This window comes from Acetobacter indonesiensis (assembly GCF_000963945.1).
GTDB lineage: Bacteria > Pseudomonadota > Alphaproteobacteria > Acetobacterales > Acetobacteraceae > Acetobacter > Acetobacter indonesiensis.
The window spans coordinates 105,201-122,212 of record NZ_BAMW01000015.1 but is presented as its reverse complement, the minus strand read 5'-3'; the positions used below and the strand labels follow the sequence as shown (position 1 = coordinate 122,212).

Below are 17,012 nucleotides of genomic sequence, written 5' to 3'. Positions count from 1 at the left end.
TTCTGAGAAAATGTGGACAGAAATTAATAATTAAGTCATGCATGTCAGCATATGGTGGGAATTCGCCCTGTGAGGCGGGCTCAATAATAAAACATCAAGAAATGAGTCATGACACAAAGCACCAGCAGCACCTGTTCCGGCCTTGCCTGTTCTGAAACCGTTACCACGGATGATACGCGGCATCTTTCTACCCCGCCCATGACCAAGCGTGAACGCATGAAAGCCGCAGCACAGGTTGCCAGTGGCAACATGCTGGAGATGTATGACTTCATGGTGTTTGGCTATTATGCCGCCGCCATTGGTCGCGCCTTCTTTCCGTCCACAGACCCCTATGCAGAACTCATGATGTCCTTCGCCACGTTCGGCGCAGGCTTTTTGATGCGCCCATTGGGTGCGCTTCTGCTTGGTGCCTATGTAGACCGTATTGGCCGCCGCAAAGGGCTGATCCTTACCCTCACCCTTATGTCTATCGGCACGCTGACATTGACGCTAACACCCGGTTATGCGGCCATTGGTATTCTAGCCCCCCTTATGGTGCTATCGGGGCGCTTGCTACAGGGGTTTTCGGCCGGGGTCGAACTGGGGTCAACGTCGGTCTATCTGGCTGAAATTGCCCAGCCGCATAACCGCGGTTTTATCGTCTCCTTTCAATCTGCATCGCAGCAGTTGGCGGTTATGGCAGCGGCAGCCATTGGCGTTGTGCTGGCATCTCTCATTTCCCCGCCAGATATGGTGGCATGGGGATGGCGTATTCCCCTGCTGATTGGCTGTCTGATTGTGCCTGTTCTATTTTTCCTGCGGCGTAACCTGCAGGAAACGGAATCCTTCGCCAACACGCACAAGCCCCCTCATTTTTCTGAAATCGTGCAGACCATTGTGCGCGAATGGCGCATTATTTCGACCGGCCTGCTTATGGTCCTGATGACCACAACCTCTTTCTACATCATTACGGCATACACGCCGTCCTTCGGCAGTTCTGTTCTGCATCTTTCAACAATAGACAGTCTGGTCGTGACATTATGTGTGGGCTTGGCAAACTTTTTGCTACTGCCTGTTTTTGGCGCACTCTCTGACCGTGTTGGCCGCAAAAAGCTGCTGATTACGTCAACTGTTCTGGCTATTCTTACGGCTTACCCGGCAATGAGCTGGCTGGTATCGGCCCCATCTTTCGGGCGGCTGCTGACCGTCGAACTGTGGCTGGCGATAATCTATAGCGCCTATAACGGAGCCGCTGTTGTGTATCTGACAGAAATTGTGCCCCCGCGTATCCGCACGACTGGCTTTTCCATGGCCTATAGTCTGGCAACCTGCGTGGGTGGTTTTACTCCTACCGTGTGCACCTGGCTTATTCACAGCACGGGCAATCGCGCCATTCCTGGCGCATGGCTTGCTCTGGCTGCCCTGTGCGGACTGGCTGCGACGTTAATGGCGCGCCCGTACGACAAAACCACCCCATGATCCCCACCCGCCGTGCGTTTTCACGCCTTGTAGCAGATACCTCCATGCGAAATCGCTTTACTCTTGGCATTGGTGTGCTTGGTCTTATGACACACACCACACACGCTTATGCTGCATCCTCTGACTCCGATGTGCAGCAACTGACACGCCTTGTAAAAATGCAGGCCCAGCAGATCCATGAACTGCAATCCCGTCTTTCAAATGTTGAAAAACGGACAGTGCATATTGCGGCAGCTACCAACGCCAATGCCGCCGCACAACAATCCACGCGCAAACCTTTTGTACGCAGTCCTGCGCTTTACCCCCGTGAGTCTGTCGCACGTGTCACGCCATCTTTGAAGTCTGGTCCGGTAGAAGACATCAAGTTTGCGGGCGACACGACACCAACACAAAACCCGCTGTTCATAGATACCGGGCACGCCAGCTACCCTCTGACTGCCGCTGCACCAGGGTCTTTCGGGGCTATTTCAAATATGCCATCTGGCTCCGCACCTGTTATGGGCGTGGCGTCACAAATCCCGACCTCTAACCGCACAACCACGGTCGGTGGGCTTGTGCTGAAATGGGGTAAGGGCCTGCCTGAAATCACAACCCCAGACAATGCTTACTCCTTCCGTATGCGCGGGCGTATTCTGGCTGATTATGGCTCAGGTTTTGGCTCCCGCTTTCCTGCACAGAATGTCTCTCGCACCACATTACGCGCCGCACGTCTGGGCGTTGAAGGCAACGCTCACCAACTTTCATGGGTGTTTGAAGGCGACTACTCTAACAATCAGCTCTCTGTTGTCAGCGCTTTCATGACATGGAGTGACAAGATGGCAGGTCATCTTGTTGAATATACGCTTGGGAACAAATTTAACGAAAGAAGCTTTGACGGCTCTACAGGGTCGGATCAGACAGTGTTTCTTGATCGTGACATTGTTGCCAACGCTCTTCTGCCAGTCAAAGGATGGTACGGTCTGGGCGGCGCATTCAAGATCTTTGGTGACAATTGGCATGTCGCCACACAAATTAGTGGAAATGACGTAAATAGCGCCAATGTCACCAACAATGTTCGCGATGACATGACTTACATGCTACGCGCGCATTATATCCCATGGCGCAACAAAAAAGCTCTTATCCATTTGGGTGCTTGGGGATTTTATGAGGACGTCAAACCTGCAACGACGTTCTCACAAAGTATTCGTCTGCTCGCCCGTACTGATGATGCCTTTAGTCTTCAGTTCGGCCCTATGGTACCTTTGGCTAACTCCATGGCTGGTGGCCTTGAACTGTTTGGTATTTACGGGTCAGCGTGGGCGCTGGCTGAATATGGCGCACGTCATATGCAACTGCGCGACACCGTTCCCGGCCTAACAGTCAGCAGACGCTATCTTGGTGCACAAGGCACGGAACAGGCTTTCAGTTTCCAGACCGGTGCATTCCTGACAGGGGAAACCCCCAACTACTTCGCCCATACCGGTCAGTGGGCCACACCGCGTATTTTGCACCCGTTGACAGAAGGTGGTTACGGTGGCTGGGAAGTTGCCGCACGATGGGACTGGATCGATGCGACATCCATCCCCACAGGTGGCCGTGCCTGGACAGCAACCATTGGTGTGAACTGGTATCTGCTAAGCTTCGCCCGCCTGATGTTTAACTACACCCACGCAGACGTCACCAACAAAACCGGCAATTACATTGGCCCCAACAGCGGCAATATTGTTGGTATGCGCTCCGCCGTTACATTCTGAAATACAAAAAAGGGAGGCCAGTTACCCCGGCCTCCCTTTTTCTCTTTTTGCCGCAAATTTTCACGCAGAACCGATACGGTTCACACAGACCTCATTTGTCAGATGGCTGTTGCGCGGCCAGATATTTCTTCTGTCCCTTCCGACCCTTTTTCAAAAGCACCGGCAAAACCAGCCGCCACACGCGAGGCATCATCAGCATAAGTTGCGCCAGAACCCCATCCGAACTTGGGCAGAACACTTCCGCCCGGGGGACGCGCAAAAGCTTTTGTACAATGGCAGCAATTTCATCAGCCGTGGCAGGCGCTGTTACAAAATTCAGAGGAGACCCACCCGCATCAATTTCCCGCCGCAGCATGGGCGTATCAACAGCACCCGGAAAAACGGACGATACATGGATGCCACGTTTCTGAACATCCTGCGCCAGAGACAGGGCAAAGCCACGTAAACCGAATTTGCTGGCGGTATAAATGCTGCTGCCTTCAAGCGGCACCAGAGCCGCCATGGAATTGATGAATACAATATGCGCACCCGCAGGGAGCAAGGGGAGTGCCAGCATGGTCAGTAAGATGGGTGCTTCAAGATTAACCATCAACTGTGCTGACACACAGGCTGTATTGGTCGTGCCCATGCGCTGCGGGGTTATCACCCCGGCGCAATGGACAATGGCCTGCAAGTTTATTTTCTTGGCGGCAAGATCTGCCACAGCAGCTTCAATCTGTGCAGGCTGTGTCAGATCACACGCTATGGAGGTGACAAAGGGTTGCTGGGCCGTATCTGCTTTCCGGCTGAACGCCAGCACATGGTAGCCCTGTGCAACCAGCCGGGTAACAAGCCTGCCCCCGATGCCACCAGCAGCCCCGGTCACAAGAGCTATCGGGCGCGAATTAGTCTCTGGAAAGCGTGAAGAAGACATAACAGTTACAGGCCACTCATTTCATTAGCCCCAACATTCACTGCTTTGCCTTCTCACGCAAGAGACGCTTTCTCATCAGCCGCCAAGAACGCGCCCAGCAACCACTTTCAGCTTGCTGATCAAGGCCGGGTCACGTGCTTCTGGTGCGGTAATGATGGCGTGTTCAAGCGCACGGTCACACCCTGCGAAGCACAAACCACGCGGTTTACCCAGCGCGGGAATAACCGCTTTGACAAGAGCCTTGGCCTTGGCTGAATTGCCCTGCATGATTTTCACAACACTATCGACCGTCACGTTGTCATGCTCGGTGTGCCAGCAATCGTAGTCCGTCACCATGGCGACTGTGGCGTAGCAGATTTCCGCTTCACGGGCCAAAGTGGCTTCCGGCATGTTGGTCATACCAATAACCGAGCATCCCCATGTGCGATACAATTCACTTTCCGCACGGGTTGAAAACTGGGGGCCTTCCATCACCAGATAAGTGCCGCCACGTGTGGCTTCAATTCCCAGCGCCTTGGTCTGGGCTTCAAGCACATCCCCTATACGGGCGCATAGTGGGTCAGCCATAGAAATATGGGCAACGCAGCCGGTATCGAAAAAGCTTTTTTCACGCCAGATCGTGCGGTCGATAAACTGATCGACAATGACAAAATGTCCGGGGGGCAGTTCTTCTTTCAAAGACCCGACAGCGGAGAGAGACACAATATCCGTAACGCCAGACATTTTCAGCGCCGCAATATTGGCCCGATAGTTCAGACGAGAGGGCGGTATAGGATGACCACGCCCATGACGGGGCAGAAACACGCAGCGCACACCGTCCAGACGCCCGAACAGAAGCTGGTCCGACGGACTGCCCCATGGCGTTTCAACCGTGCGCCATTCCTTGTCTTCCAGACCATCAATATCATACAGGCCAGAGCCACCAATAAGGCCGATTACAGGTTCCACAACATTATCTTCGGACATCAGACCAGATTCTCCGCTTCAGGATGACAAGTAGAATTGCGAGAAAACACAGATAAAGCGTCACGCCAACACCCAGCCTGCGCTTGCTGTCTGCATGCGGGTTTGAAACCCACGCCAGGAAGGTCGTAACATCACGGGCTTCCTGCTCAACTGTAGGGGGTGTGCCGTCGCTATAAGCCACAGCGGCAGGTCGCAAGGGTGGCGGCATCGCTGTCCGGTGCCCAATGGCATAGCGATTGGCAAAACCACCAGCGTCATGGTCTGCGGTCTTTTCTGCTTTTGCTTCAATCAGGTTTCCGCTGTTACCGGCCGCTCCTGGCACGGAAGTGTGCGCGGATACCGTATAGCCTGTCAGTAAAGCGAATACCCGATCAGCCCCACCTGGGTACACCTGCGTAATACGGGAAAGGTCTGGCGGTACGGCACCCCGATTAGCAGCCCGTGCAGCCTGCGCGTTAGGATACGGTGCAGGAAGCGCATCATCAGGGGAAGCCTTGCGATGTTTTAAGCGCCCGTCTGTATCTAGCCCATCCGCCACCTGCCATGCCGCAGCCAGAGCACTGACTTGTTCGGATGTTAAGCCTGTCTCCGTCAGATCTGAAAAATGCAATTCGGACAGACCGTGGCAAGAGGCACAAACGCCAGCAAAAACAGCGTAGCCACGTTGCACTGCGGCAAGGTCAAAATGGCCCAGTGGCCCTTTGAAAGACCAGTTCTGTTCCGGCGCATGCGCCGGGGCAAGCGACTGCGCGGCTGCGGAGCCAATGCCTGCCAGACTGACAGCGCCAAGACCGACACCAAGAACAAGAAAGGACGACAGCCTAGAAAGCATTTTCATGCGTCCTCTCCTCGCCTGCCGAGGCGCGCATAAAACGGTAGAAAGGCAAGGAAGTAAGCATAATATCCCAGCGTGGCGATGCGCCCGGCCAACAACCAAGGTCCTTGCACATGATGCCGTCCAGCCAACCCAGCTACGATAAAAGACACAACCAAAACACCCAAGGCCACACGGGCCAGCCAGCGGCGTCCTGCCCACGGCAACTGGCTGGCTGCCCCTTTATCAAGCCACGGCACACAAAACAGAATGACGACAGCCCCGGCGGAAACCACCAGCCCTCCGAATTTTGACGGCACAGCCTGCAACATGCCGTAGAAAGGCAGAAAGTACCATTCTGGCTCGATATCTGCGGGTGTGTGCAGGGGGTTAGCGGGCCGATAATTCGCGCTTTCCGTTATCAGTCCGGGCCAGAAACACATTACCAACGTAAACAGCAGGGCCATGAGAACAACGCCCAGCGTGTCCTTGATAGTAAAATAAGGATAAAAAGGCAGCTTACGGTCAGGCCGCTCGCCAATTCGACCCGATGGGCTACTGCTCCCCTTCGCATGCAGAACGGCCACATGCAGAATTACGGCCCCGACAATGCTGAACGCCAACGTAAAATGCAGCACGAACATACGATGCAACGTTGCCGTGCCGGGGGCATCCCCACCCAGAAAAACACGCTCAAGGAAGGGGCCTACAACCGGCACAGCCCCGACAGCTTTCCCGGCGACGTCAGCCCCCCAGTAAGACATCTGGCCCCATGGCAACACATATCCGGCAAAAGCCGTGACCATGACCATAACCAGCAAAGCCGTGCCAATCAGCCACAGCCCACGGCGGGGTGCACGGTAAGACCCATAACACAGCCCGCGGAAAACATGCAGATACAGGGCTGCCATAAAAAAGCTGGCACCCGTCATGTGCAGGCTGCGTAACAACCAGCCTGCTGGCAGACGACGCTCCAGCGCCTCAACCGAATGGAAGGCCAGTGTGGCGTCCGGCGTATATGACAGCGCAAGGCTCAGGCCGCTCATGACCATCAGGGCCAGAACGGCCAGCAACATGGCACCCACTGTCCACAGGATGTTCAGATCACGCGGCAACAGAAAGCCCATATACTCTTTTACAAAAGCAGACACACCCACGGATGATCCGGTGGGTGGGTGCTGCTTTTGATAAGACGGGGTGCCTGCCATCTGCTGTATCCTGCCCTGCTTTACCGAAGGGACAATAGCCCTTCAGCCATCATTCTGCCTGCTGTACCTGCCGCAACAGTCGCTTCACGCGCAGATGGCACAGGGACTGCATGTGCTTCTTCTGCCAGAGTTTCTGGCGCAGCTGTCTTTACAGCGCCCCTGTGTTTAGCGATGAAAAGGCTGATCTTGCAATGATCGCCAAGAAAGCGCACCCCTTACGAAACGAATGGCAGGGGGTGCTCCCTGCGCGTAAAGGACACACGACCCGGCATGATACCCACAAAAGCTGATTCCGTTCCGGCCCATACCGCACTGAAGGCTGACGCACGTGCCTGGTTTGAATCCCTGCGTGATAAAATCTGCGCTGCTTTTGAACAGATTGAAGATGAAGGTGCGCAGAACAATAGCCCCATTCTGGCAGGGCACGAGCAGGCAGGCCGGTTTGAGCGCAAAAGCTGGGACCGTCCGAATGATGATGGCTCACCCGGTGGCGGCGGTATCATGAGCGTGATGCGAGGCCGCGTTTTTGAAAAAGTCGGGGTCAACGTCTCTACCGTAGAAGGCACATTCAGCCCTGAATTTGCCGCCACCATCCCCGGTGCATCAGAAGATCCACGCTTTTTCGCCACAGGCATTAGCCTTGTCGCCCATATGTGCAGCCCGCTGGTGCCAGCCGCACATTTTAACACACGCATGATTATTACCACCAAAGGCTGGTTTGGCGGTGGCGGCGATATTACCCCCATGTTCCCCGCATCTGAAGAAGCGATTGACGATGCCGCCCGCTTCCACGCCGGGTTTGAACAGGCCTGCGCCAAACACAACCCGGAGTATTATCCGCGTTTCAAGGCGTGGTGTGACAAATACTTCTTTCTGCCACATCGCAATGAACCGCGTGGTCTGGGCGGTATTTTCTATGACCGTCTGGATAGCGGAGACATTGCAGAAGATTTTGCCTTTACCAAAGATGTCGGGCTGGCCTTTCTGGAAACTTACCCGGAAATTATTCGCGGCCGCATGATGGAGCCATGGACACCAGAACAACGCGAAGCCCAACTGGTGCGCCGTGGCCGCTATGTGGAGTTTAATCTGCTCCATGACCGTGGTACGTTGTTTGGCCTGAAAACGGGCGGGCACACGGAAGCTATTTTGATGAGTATGCCGCCGGAAGTTAAATGGCCGTAATGCAAACGCCGTGATTTTGCCGCGATGAATTTTTAATTGTGTGTTGGTGTGCTGAAGGTTTTCTCCCTGATCCGCGCACCCCGGCCCACTGAGGACAACAAAAGCAAAGTAAGACCAAGGGGGATTCTACAGAGTGCCGCGCCGAAAGCAGATAGATCAAACACCCAGACCACCAGCACTTCTCTCACGCCGTATGGCGCTGGGGTGCGCGCTTTCTGGTCTGTATTCCCTTTCTGCCGCGCGGGCCGCACCCGGCCTGCGCTACGATATTGCGGCCAATCTACCCGGTGACGGCCAATCCCCTGCCCCACTTATTGTTGCTGGCATTGCGGATAGCCAATGTGGGCACTGGGCCTCCGTCCTTGCCCCTCTGCTTGCCGATGCGCTTCAGTATGTCGCGCCTTTTACACTGACCACGACAACCGGATGGGATGGTGTAACGGGTGCCAATCTATTTGACATTCAGCAGGAACAGGCTGTTCCGCCATCAGGCATCATTGCGCCCGGCACAGTGGTTCTTGCGGCGCTGACAGGGGATTCCCGCGTCCATTATGATTATCTGCGCTGGGTACCAACCTTCATAAGCCAGCAGCCAACGGTCGCAGTCGGCAAAGCCGCGTTACACCGCTCTTTCGCAGGGTTTTTGAAGGGCCAGCCGTTGCGTGTCGGGGTCTCACGTTATGGCGGTGCAGAACTGCCGACTGTTCTGGCGCTTGATCTGCTTTCTCTCCGACCGTTACCCATCACCGGGTTTGCCACGCCTGACGCCGCAATCGATGCATTGCGTGCCGGTACAGTTGATGTCATCCAGCTTCCGTTTGATGCTGATTACAGTAACCGGATCGCTGCGTTGCAGGACGATGACTTCCTGCCGCTTTTTGCCAATGCACCGACCCACAGTGCGTTCCAAAATCACGGCCTGCCACTTGATTTCGCCACCGTGTATCGGCAGGAGCGGCATCGCGTTCCCGCCGGGTTGCTCTATAATGCATGGGCGGCGACGGCAGCCGCAATCAGCATGAAGGCCGGATTGATGCTTCCCATTCTGTCACCGCCAGCCACGGTCGCCCGTTGGCGGCATGCGTGTCAGGCGGCTGCCGCAGCACAGGAAGCCCGCGATCATGCGCGTGATGAAAACCAAACCATGCTGACGGGCGCAGCCTGCATTAGTGCTTATGCGGAAATGTCACCCGACATTAGTGTCATTATGGCATTGCGGCGCTGGATAGCGCTCAACGTGCCGCGCTGGCGTGATGCCGCAGCACGCCGATCAAGCCCTGCGGCGGCGCAACAGAACCCGAACTGACCCCTTGTTCCCCCCATGCGGGTAAGACAGCCCCAGAACACGGTGCCGGATTTCGGGTCGTGCCAGCCAGTGCGGTAATTCACGCCGCAGAATGCCCCCTTCCTGCCCTGTGCCAAGGCCCGTGATGATTTCGACGCAGCGCAAGCCGCGCACATGGGCCACATCCATAAACTCCATCAGACGACGAAAGGCTTCCTGCGCAACCAGCCCGTGCAGGTCCAATCGTCGCTCAATGCGCATTTCCCCTTCTGAAAAAGTGCGCCAGCTATAGTTATCCACGCCGGGATAGCGCTTACCGATTGAATCGGTGGGATGGGGCGCATGCTGCACCTGCACCGTGGGCTTAACGGGGGGTACAAACCACGCGGCATCAACCGTGCGCAACCGTGCCCTGCGCCGGGGCATCCGGGCACCAGACGGACGCGGAGCCTCGGCAGGCACCTCGCCCGCCGAAGGGTCAGATGTTGTTTCTGTAACCGGAAGCGAGGGCTTTGCGTGGAACGGCACAACATCCCTCATGACGTGTTGCCACAGCGTCTTTTCCTCATCCCGTAAATGACGCCGCTTCACCAACGCTCAAGCCCCCTGCCGATCAGGCAATGTCCATAAAAAAACCCGTCTGCAAGCTTATCGCCTGCGGACGGGTCTGCTTTCAAGCGATGATACTAGCCTTACTGGGCCATATCAGCCAGTGAACGCCCCTGATACTTGCCCGTAAGGGTTTTCAGGAAGGCCACGATATCTGCCACATCCTGATCGGAAATGTTGGCATCAGGCGTCTGATAACGGGCCATTTTGCGCACGGCTTCATCCAGCGTTTTCACGCTGCCATCGTGGAAGTAAGGTGCTGTCTGGTCAATGTTGCGCAGGGTTGGCACCACAAAACGGAAGCGGTCAGCCTCGTTATGGGTCACGGTGTAACGTCCTTCATCCGCATCCGTTACCTTGCCACCACGGTCTTTGAAGTAATCCGCTTCCAGCCCCATGGCTTCATAGGCACCGCCGCCCAGCGCAATACCACTATGACAGCCCGAGCACCCGATGCTCTTGAATTTTTCATACCCACGCTTTGCCTGATCGCTGATGGCTGAAGCATTGCCCTTCAGATAATCATCAAACGGGCTGTCCGGGGTCAGCAGCGTTTTTTCAAATTCGCCAATCGCCGTGGTAATGGTGTTCTGATCAATGCTGGCATTCGGGCCAAATGCTGTCTGGAACAGATTGGTATATTCAGGGTTAGCCTGCAATTTTGCGGCAACCCCTGCCCAATCATGCGACCCCATTTCAACAGGGTTCATCACCGGACCGGCGGCCTGTTCAGCCAGATCAGCAGCGCGACCATTCCAGAACTGGGCAATTTTGAAATAGGCGTCATACACGGTCGGCACATTGATGGGGCCTTTCTGCCCGCCAATACCCGTTGCCGTGGTCAGATGGTCAACACCGCCGTGGTTCAGGTCATGGCAGCTTGCACAGTTCAACGTGCCATCGCCTGACAATGACTTATCAAAGAACAGTTGACGGCCCAGAACAACCTTGGCTGCATCAACCGGAACACTGGCTGGCACCGGACGGACAGGCTCACCCGCCATTTTGGCTGTAGCGCCCGTGTCGGCGTAATATTTGCGACGGGTTTCTTCTACCCAGTGCAGAACGGACTGACGTTCAGCATCAGACAGATGAGCATGCCAGTGCATCAGCAGATACATTGTTGGCGGCATACGGTTCTGGGTAATCACTTCCTCAATACGGGAAAGCTGTTCTTCTGAGGGTGGTGTGCCCTGCTTGAAGGCTTCAAGAACAGGTTCAATACGGAAGTGGCGCAGACCTTCATGCAGGTCTTTTTCCATCAACTGCTTGGCCAGTGGCAGCTTGAAGTAAAATGGCAGATCACGCCCCAGAGCATGACAGTAATCACACCGGGCTTCACCCAGCGTATTGAACGCCGCCAGCGCAACCGGGTCTTTCAGGGTAGGAGAAGACGCAGGAAGCCCCGGTGCCGTCGTGTGGTCAAAATGCGTCAGGAACGCAACTGTCCCGCCATAAGCAAGAACACCCACCCCAACCAGAGAAGCAATTAATCTACGCAACACCAAACTCCTGACGATCTTTTGATAACGTTCATTTACTTTTATTCATTCTCGTCAGGGTTGTGTTTGATACATATCAAACTGTCAAATAGATTATTTTCATAAAAATGATGAAGAAAATCGATTATCAACTATCGATTTCTTGCTGATCTTCCACCAAACGCCTGCGGGCAATGGCAACGTAATCAGCATCTATTTCTATTCCCACCCCACGACACCCCATGCGTTGGGCCGCCAGAAGCGTGGTGCCTGTCCCCATGAAGGGGTCAAGGATATCGGCATCCTTACGGCCATGCAGCAGAATACATTGCTCGGGCAAGGCAACTGGAAACGTGCCCGGATGATCAAACTTTTCTGACCGGCCCCGCACCGTTTCATAAGGAATAAACCAGGCATCGCCCCGGCATCGCCGGTCCTGTGCATGGCCACGGCGCGCGATGTTTGATTTATCCTTATACGGCACCCCAGCCGTCAGCCGATCAAGAATGACATCGCCTTCAAGCGTGAAATGGAACAGATGCTCATGCCCACGGTGCAGGTAGCGCTTGCTATTCATGGGCTTGAAATGGCCGAAGCTGTCATCCCCCACCGAAATGGATTTGACCCAAGTGATGTGATTTTGCAGCACAAATAGCGACCGCAAACGCACTGCAAGTTCAAACGGCAGCCAAGGCTGTGCTGATGAGCCGGAGATATTGAGAAAAAACGACCCATCAGGCCGCAACACACGGCGCAGACCAGCCGCGACCTCCATCATCCAGTCAAGATAATGGGCTTCTTCCTTCCGATCAGGATAGCTGCGGTAGGACAGGCCGATATTATACGGGGGAGAGGTGACAACCACGTCAACGGAGTCAGCCTGCATGCGTCTGAGCACACGCAAGCAATCACCCCTGACAATTTCCTGCCGCCCAACCTTGTAGCGCCGAGACCGAATCGGCGTTTCAGACGCAGGCCCTTTTGCTGCCTTCACGCACTACGTGCCGACGCCAGACGCCAGCTGCTGCCACCTGCACCTAGCAGGCGTTCAAACGTCCATAGATCAGAAAACTCGGTCACGGCGTCCATACCGCTGATCGGCTGACCATCACTGCCTAGCACAAGGCTGATCTGGTCAGAGACAATACGCACATCAACGGACGCACCTGTGCCAACCGCAAGCGGAGTCAGACGCACGTCTTCAATGCCTAAAGACCGAATCGCACGGATTTCTGTCCGCTGCTTTTCACCAGCAGCATCACGCGCCGTAATAGCCGCATCAAAAGACTGATAGACCGCCGGGGTCAGACGCGCCTGCAACGTGATGCGGTCCCCTTCAGCAAAGGCTTTCACAACCTGCCGGAAGGCCGTCTGCACACCTGACAGAAACTGCTGCGGGCTGAATGTCGGGTCCTGAGTGTGGATGTCAGCCAGCAATTGCCCAACACGGGTGCCGGGTGTTGGGATATCATAATCCGCAGCCTGTTCAGGCTGGGCGGCTTTACCGTCTATGACCTTGCCTGCGGCATCTGGCCGCGGCGGCACAGGCATGGGCGCAGGCTGAATGCCCACGCGCCGACCAAGCACGCTTCGCAGGCGCAGCGCCAGAAAGGCCGCAACCAGAGCAAAAAGAATCAGATCGACCGGGAAGTGGCCGAAAGAGAAATCCATCTTTCACATGTCCATTTTCTACGTGGCCGCCCCCTTGGGCACGACACACTCAGGAACTGGGCTTTCCTTACACATAGACAAGCCCCCTGCCTGTTACAATGCGGCAGACTGCATCAGATGCGACAAGATGCGGCATCCTCTTGCGAAAACTCCCGTCTTCTCCCTATTTCTAGGTATGATTATTCTGCGGCATTGCGAAAGCGAATTCAACCGGCTCTACACCCTGACAGGCCGAGACCCCGGCGTGGCAGACCCAAGTCTGTCACGGCAGGGACGCGACCATGCCCAACGGCTGGTGCAGGAACTCGCCGCTGAACCCATTACCCGCATTCTGGTCTCCCCTTTCACACGGGCACTGGAGACAGCCGCCCCCATAGCCAAGGCGCTGGATATTACACCAGAAATCACGCCATTAGTGCGCGAACGCGGCATGTATTCCTGCGATGAAGGCTCACCCGCCTCCGCCCTGTGCGCCGCGTGGCCGCGCCTTGATTTTGCAGGACTGGAGGAAGTCTGGTGGTCTGACCTGCCCGAAAGCGATCGCGCCCTGCAAAACCGTGTGCAACGTTTCCGATCCTTCATGACAGCCCAGCCAGAAGCAGGGCAAACCCTTGTGGTGTCACATTGGTGGTTTCTGCTTGGCCTGTGCGGTGACAGCTTGGAAAACGGAGACTGGCGGCACGAACATCCCTGATACCGGGTCACGGCTGCCTTTTGTCTTCGGGTTGCGCGCTTTTCCCCTTGCGCAGACCGGCAGGAAATGCCCTCTTTATCAGGCCAAAGGCCCTTCGGGTGGTTGGCGATGGGCAACCATCATGCTACCGCCGAACATATAGTATGACCTGACACGAAAGCTGTTTTTTTCCATGTCTGAAACTGACCAGTCTACGCCGCCCGCCCTCCCGCTGGCCATTAACCTGCAATACACACGCGACCTGTCATTTGAAGTGCCGGTTGGTGCAGAAATTTTCGCCACCCTGCGTTCTCAGCCAAACATTGCTGTGAACATCGACGTTCAGGCAAACCGCCTGCAGGATGACCAGTCCGTTTACGAAGTAACGCTGGCTATCAAGGCAGAAGCAAAAGAAGCGCCAGAAACCGAAGGCGGCACCCCCGGCCGTACCGTGTTCATTGCTGAACTGGCTTATGCAGCCGTTGTCACACTGACCAACCCGCCGCAGGATCTGATCGAGCCGATGCTGCTGGTTGAAGTGCCGCGTCTGATTTTCCCCTATGCTCGCAACATCATCAGCGATGTCACACGTGACGGCGGCTTCCCGCCCATCGTGCTTCAGCCGATCGATTTTGTTGCGCTGTGGCAGGCCAAACGCGCAGAATTTCCGCAGACAGCAGGCAATGCCTGATACGGTTTCTTTGCGCGCCTGATTTCAGGCCAAGAAGAATGAGCGAGGGATTTTTCCTACGCAAAAAAAGGGCTTTCAGGCTTCGGCTTGAAGGTCCTTTTTTATGAGGCTGTCGTACGTTGCCAATGTTTTGGACCTTAGCCAGCGAACGCCCTTAGTATTCTCTCAGCAACAAGGCCTCGGGCTTTTGCTGATTCCGTACTAATGGCTCGGATTTTGGCCTACGCACACCCAAGAAACGCAAAGGGGTGACAGACCTATTTGGGCTCACCCTGCACGCGCGTTCCCAACAAACCCAGTAAGTCCGCAGCGTTAGGGTGAGGCGCAACGCGAGTAGTTTGCCAGCCTGCTTTTTTCGCAACCTCGGCGGCGGCATCAGACATCACCAACGCCGTTGTCTGTGTCGCTTGTGCTCTCAGCGCAGCCGGTAGAGCACTGATCCAGCTTTTGGCGCTTTCAGCAGAAAAAAAGAGCGTATAATGCACGAGGCCCTCGGCCAGTGCCTGCTGCACATCTGGTGCAATATACCTGACGGGATGCGCCCGATATGCGACCCGCCGAACCACCGCAAACCCTACCTGTCGAAGCTGCGAGGCCAAGCTCATCCCCTGACCTGCGCCAGATAAAAGCAGCAAGGTGCCCTTAGTCGGCCCGAGATGGGAGATCACTAGCGCAGCAAGGGCCCTCGCATCTCCGCCCGCACTAAAGACTGTTTTGAACCCAGCATTTTTGGCGCGTGCAGCCGTGCGGTCGCCAACTGCGTAAACAGGCAGGTCAGCCGAAAATGCATCACGGGCTGCGGCAATAGCCTGTCCACTGGTCAGCAGAATAGCGGCCGGTGGCCTCCGCAACGGTGCCACTGCATGGGGGATAATTTCCAGCGCGGGTGAAGCGTAAGGGCTCCACCCGGCAGCCTTCAGGGCTTCCATTGTTTCAGAAAGCCCGGGCTCCGGGCGGGTTACCAGAACACCAAGCGGCGAACCGATTAGCCCGCCCGATGAAAAACCCGGAAAAGAAGCAGTTTTATTCTTCAAAAATATCGGCAGGGCTATCCAGCAGCAGGCTTTGCCCCAGTTCATGGCCCAGACGGGAGGCATCTTCCGGTGCACCGCTGATCGAGCGTTTCAGCAGGAACGAGCCATCTTCACGCGCGACAAGCCCTGTCAGATGCAGTTTGGGTTCCTCGCCCGCCACAACAGGAATAAGTTGGGCATAGCCCCCAATCGGCGTGCGGCATGACCCGTCAAGTTCGGCCAGCAAAGCGCGCTCAGCCGTGGCAACAGCGCGGGCTTCATAATCCTCAATGGCGGCAAGAAGTTCGCGCAGTTCAACATCGTCTTCACGCACGGTCACACCAACAATGCCTTGACCGGCAGCAGGCACCATAACCGTTGGGTCAAGCACGATATCTGCCCGCTCGGCCATACCCAGACGGCGAAGCCCCGCCAAGGCCAGCAGGGTGGCATCGCAATGATGCGCCGCCAGTTTATCGATTCGGGTTTGAACGTTGCCGCGCAGCAGGCCGAATTTCAGGTCAGGCCGTACATGCAGCATCTGCGCCTGACGACGCACAGACGCACACCCAACCAGCGCCCCATGCGGCAGCGCTGAATACGGATCATCCGGGTCTGTCTGGGCAAGGTCTGGCCCCAGAATAAGCGCATCACGCGCATCTTCACGCTTTAAGGTACAGGCCAGCACAAGACCGGGGGGTAGATCGGTCTCAAGGTCTTTCAGGCTATGAACAGCAAAGTCGATCCGCCCATCAGACAAGGCTTCATGTATTTCTTTGGCAAACAGGCCCTTACCGCCAATTTCCGCCAGGCGTCGGTTCTGCACCTGATCACCCGTGGTGTTGATCTGATGCTCCTGAAATGCGCCCATATCGCGCAGCACGGGGCAGAAGCGGGTCAACATGGTCAGGAACGCACGCGTCTGCACCAGCGCGAGCGGAGACCCACGGGTACCAACACGGAGTGGCAGATGACGGCGGGTTGAATGCCCTGCTGTCTTTTTCTGGCGAGCTGCCGCTTCAGCCGCAACTTTTTGCAGCGCGGGGGAAGGAGCAAGCGAGGAAGGGTAGGCTGAGTCCATAAGTTGTGTCTATTACCGGGAATGATGAAAGGACAAGCAGCCATGATGCCCGGCAGGTCTGAAAACTTTGCGCCCCCGGTGCCCACGCCGCCACGCCACGCACAATTCCGGGCGCGCAACGCTTTGTTCGTTCATTATACGCTACATCTGCACAATACGGGAGAGACCACCTTATGAACCCGGCCAGCAGCCCGCCATTTGGTGCAGCCCCATTGACCACGCCAAACCTGT

General features: G+C 55.9%; 16 protein-coding genes. 6 read left to right on the top strand and 10 right to left on the bottom strand.

Annotated elements, in window-relative coordinates:
* Positions 1 to 108: 108 nt before the first annotated feature.
* Both tcuC and Abin_RS05455 read left to right on the top strand, forming a co-directional pair.
* The gene (gene tcuC / locus Abin_RS05460; RefSeq protein WP_084593482.1) at positions 109 to 1,458 is read left to right on the top strand and encodes an MFS transporter; all 1,350 of its coding nucleotides are present in this window, start codon (positions 109 to 111) and stop codon (positions 1,456 to 1,458) included.
* Complete coding sequence (locus Abin_RS05455) at positions 1,455 to 3,191, top strand: OprO/OprP family phosphate-selective porin (RefSeq protein ID WP_048845338.1); 1,737 nt, start codon at positions 1,455 to 1,457, stop codon at positions 3,189 to 3,191. Before tcuC ends, Abin_RS05455 begins: the two co-directional genes overlap by 4 nt.
* Before the next feature lie 91 nt (positions 3,192 to 3,282).
* Here the strand turns inward: Abin_RS05455 and Abin_RS05450 are convergent, their stop codons facing one another.
* From Abin_RS05450 to Abin_RS05435, 4 genes are all read right to left on the bottom strand, one after another.
* Positions 3,283 to 4,104, bottom strand: coding sequence for an SDR family NAD(P)-dependent oxidoreductase (locus Abin_RS05450; RefSeq protein ID WP_048845337.1), 822 nt, complete (start codon positions 4,102 to 4,104; stop codon positions 3,283 to 3,285).
* Between the two features lie 75 nt (positions 4,105 to 4,179).
* The gene (locus tag Abin_RS05445) at positions 4,180 to 5,070 is read right to left on the bottom strand and encodes an S-methyl-5'-thioadenosine phosphorylase (protein ID WP_048845336.1); all 891 of its coding nucleotides are present in this window, start codon (positions 5,068 to 5,070) and stop codon (positions 4,180 to 4,182) included.
* Positions 5,057 to 5,908 carry a cytochrome c1 gene (locus Abin_RS05440; protein ID WP_048845335.1) on the bottom strand — a complete coding sequence of 284 codons (852 nt, stop codon included), beginning with the start codon at positions 5,906 to 5,908 and terminating at the stop codon, positions 5,057 to 5,059. Before Abin_RS05440 ends, Abin_RS05445 begins: the two co-directional genes overlap by 14 nt.
* Positions 5,905 to 7,092, bottom strand: a complete 1,188-nt coding sequence (locus Abin_RS05435) for a cytochrome b (protein WP_084593480.1) — start codon at positions 7,090 to 7,092, stop codon at positions 5,905 to 5,907. The genes Abin_RS05440 and Abin_RS05435 overlap by 4 nt, the downstream gene beginning before the upstream one ends.
* Before the next feature lie 270 nt (positions 7,093 to 7,362).
* Here Abin_RS05435 and hemF point away from each other — a divergent pair, with 270 nt between their 5' ends.
* Together hemF and Abin_RS05425 are read left to right on the top strand one after the other, a co-directional pair.
* Positions 7,363 to 8,277, top strand: coding sequence for an oxygen-dependent coproporphyrinogen oxidase (hemF, locus tag Abin_RS05430; RefSeq protein WP_048845332.1), 915 nt, complete (start codon positions 7,363 to 7,365; stop codon positions 8,275 to 8,277).
* Positions 8,278 to 8,410: 133 nt separating this feature from the next.
* The gene (locus Abin_RS05425) at positions 8,411 to 9,583 is read left to right on the top strand and encodes a hypothetical protein (RefSeq protein WP_146867617.1); all 1,173 of its coding nucleotides are present in this window, start codon (positions 8,411 to 8,413) and stop codon (positions 9,581 to 9,583) included.
* Here Abin_RS05425 and Abin_RS05420 read toward each other — a convergent pair.
* The 4 genes from Abin_RS05420 to Abin_RS05405 form a co-directional block, all read right to left on the bottom strand.
* Positions 9,548 to 10,153, bottom strand: a complete 606-nt coding sequence (locus Abin_RS05420; RefSeq protein ID WP_255319256.1) for a Smr/MutS family protein — start codon at positions 10,151 to 10,153, stop codon at positions 9,548 to 9,550. The two genes, Abin_RS05425 and Abin_RS05420, sit on opposite strands and share 36 nt — an antisense overlap.
* A 101-nt stretch (positions 10,154 to 10,254) precedes the next feature.
* Complete coding sequence (locus Abin_RS05415; RefSeq protein ID WP_048845497.1) at positions 10,255 to 11,673, bottom strand: cytochrome-c peroxidase; 1,419 nt, start codon at positions 11,671 to 11,673, stop codon at positions 10,255 to 10,257.
* A gap of 127 nt (positions 11,674 to 11,800) precedes the next feature.
* The gene (locus tag Abin_RS05410; RefSeq protein WP_048845330.1) at positions 11,801 to 12,646 is read right to left on the bottom strand and encodes a DNA-methyltransferase; all 846 of its coding nucleotides are present in this window, start codon (positions 12,644 to 12,646) and stop codon (positions 11,801 to 11,803) included.
* Positions 12,643 to 13,323 (bottom strand): Tim44/TimA family putative adaptor protein, encoded by a 681-nt coding sequence (locus Abin_RS05405; protein ID WP_048845329.1) that lies wholly within the window; start codon positions 13,321 to 13,323, stop codon positions 12,643 to 12,645. Before Abin_RS05405 ends, Abin_RS05410 begins: the two co-directional genes overlap by 4 nt.
* A gap of 7 nt (positions 13,324 to 13,330) precedes the next feature.
* Here Abin_RS05405 and Abin_RS05400 point away from each other — a divergent pair, with 7 nt between their 5' ends.
* Positions 13,331 to 14,017, top strand: coding sequence for a histidine phosphatase family protein (locus Abin_RS05400; RefSeq protein ID WP_258027416.1), 687 nt, complete (start codon positions 13,331 to 13,333; stop codon positions 14,015 to 14,017).
* Between the two features lie 172 nt (positions 14,018 to 14,189).
* The gene (gene secB, locus Abin_RS05395) at positions 14,190 to 14,687 is read left to right on the top strand and encodes a protein-export chaperone SecB (protein WP_048845327.1); all 498 of its coding nucleotides are present in this window, start codon (positions 14,190 to 14,192) and stop codon (positions 14,685 to 14,687) included.
* 257 nt (positions 14,688 to 14,944) lie between these two features.
* Here the strand turns inward: secB and Abin_RS05390 are convergent, their stop codons facing one another.
* The gene (locus Abin_RS05390) at positions 14,945 to 15,721 is read right to left on the bottom strand and encodes a uroporphyrinogen-III synthase (protein WP_255319254.1); all 777 of its coding nucleotides are present in this window, start codon (positions 15,719 to 15,721) and stop codon (positions 14,945 to 14,947) included.
* The gene (gene hemC / locus Abin_RS05385; RefSeq protein ID WP_048845326.1) at positions 15,711 to 16,781 is read right to left on the bottom strand and encodes a hydroxymethylbilane synthase; all 1,071 of its coding nucleotides are present in this window, start codon (positions 16,779 to 16,781) and stop codon (positions 15,711 to 15,713) included. Before hemC ends, Abin_RS05390 begins: the two co-directional genes overlap by 11 nt.
* Positions 16,782 to 17,012: the final 231 nt, after the last annotated feature.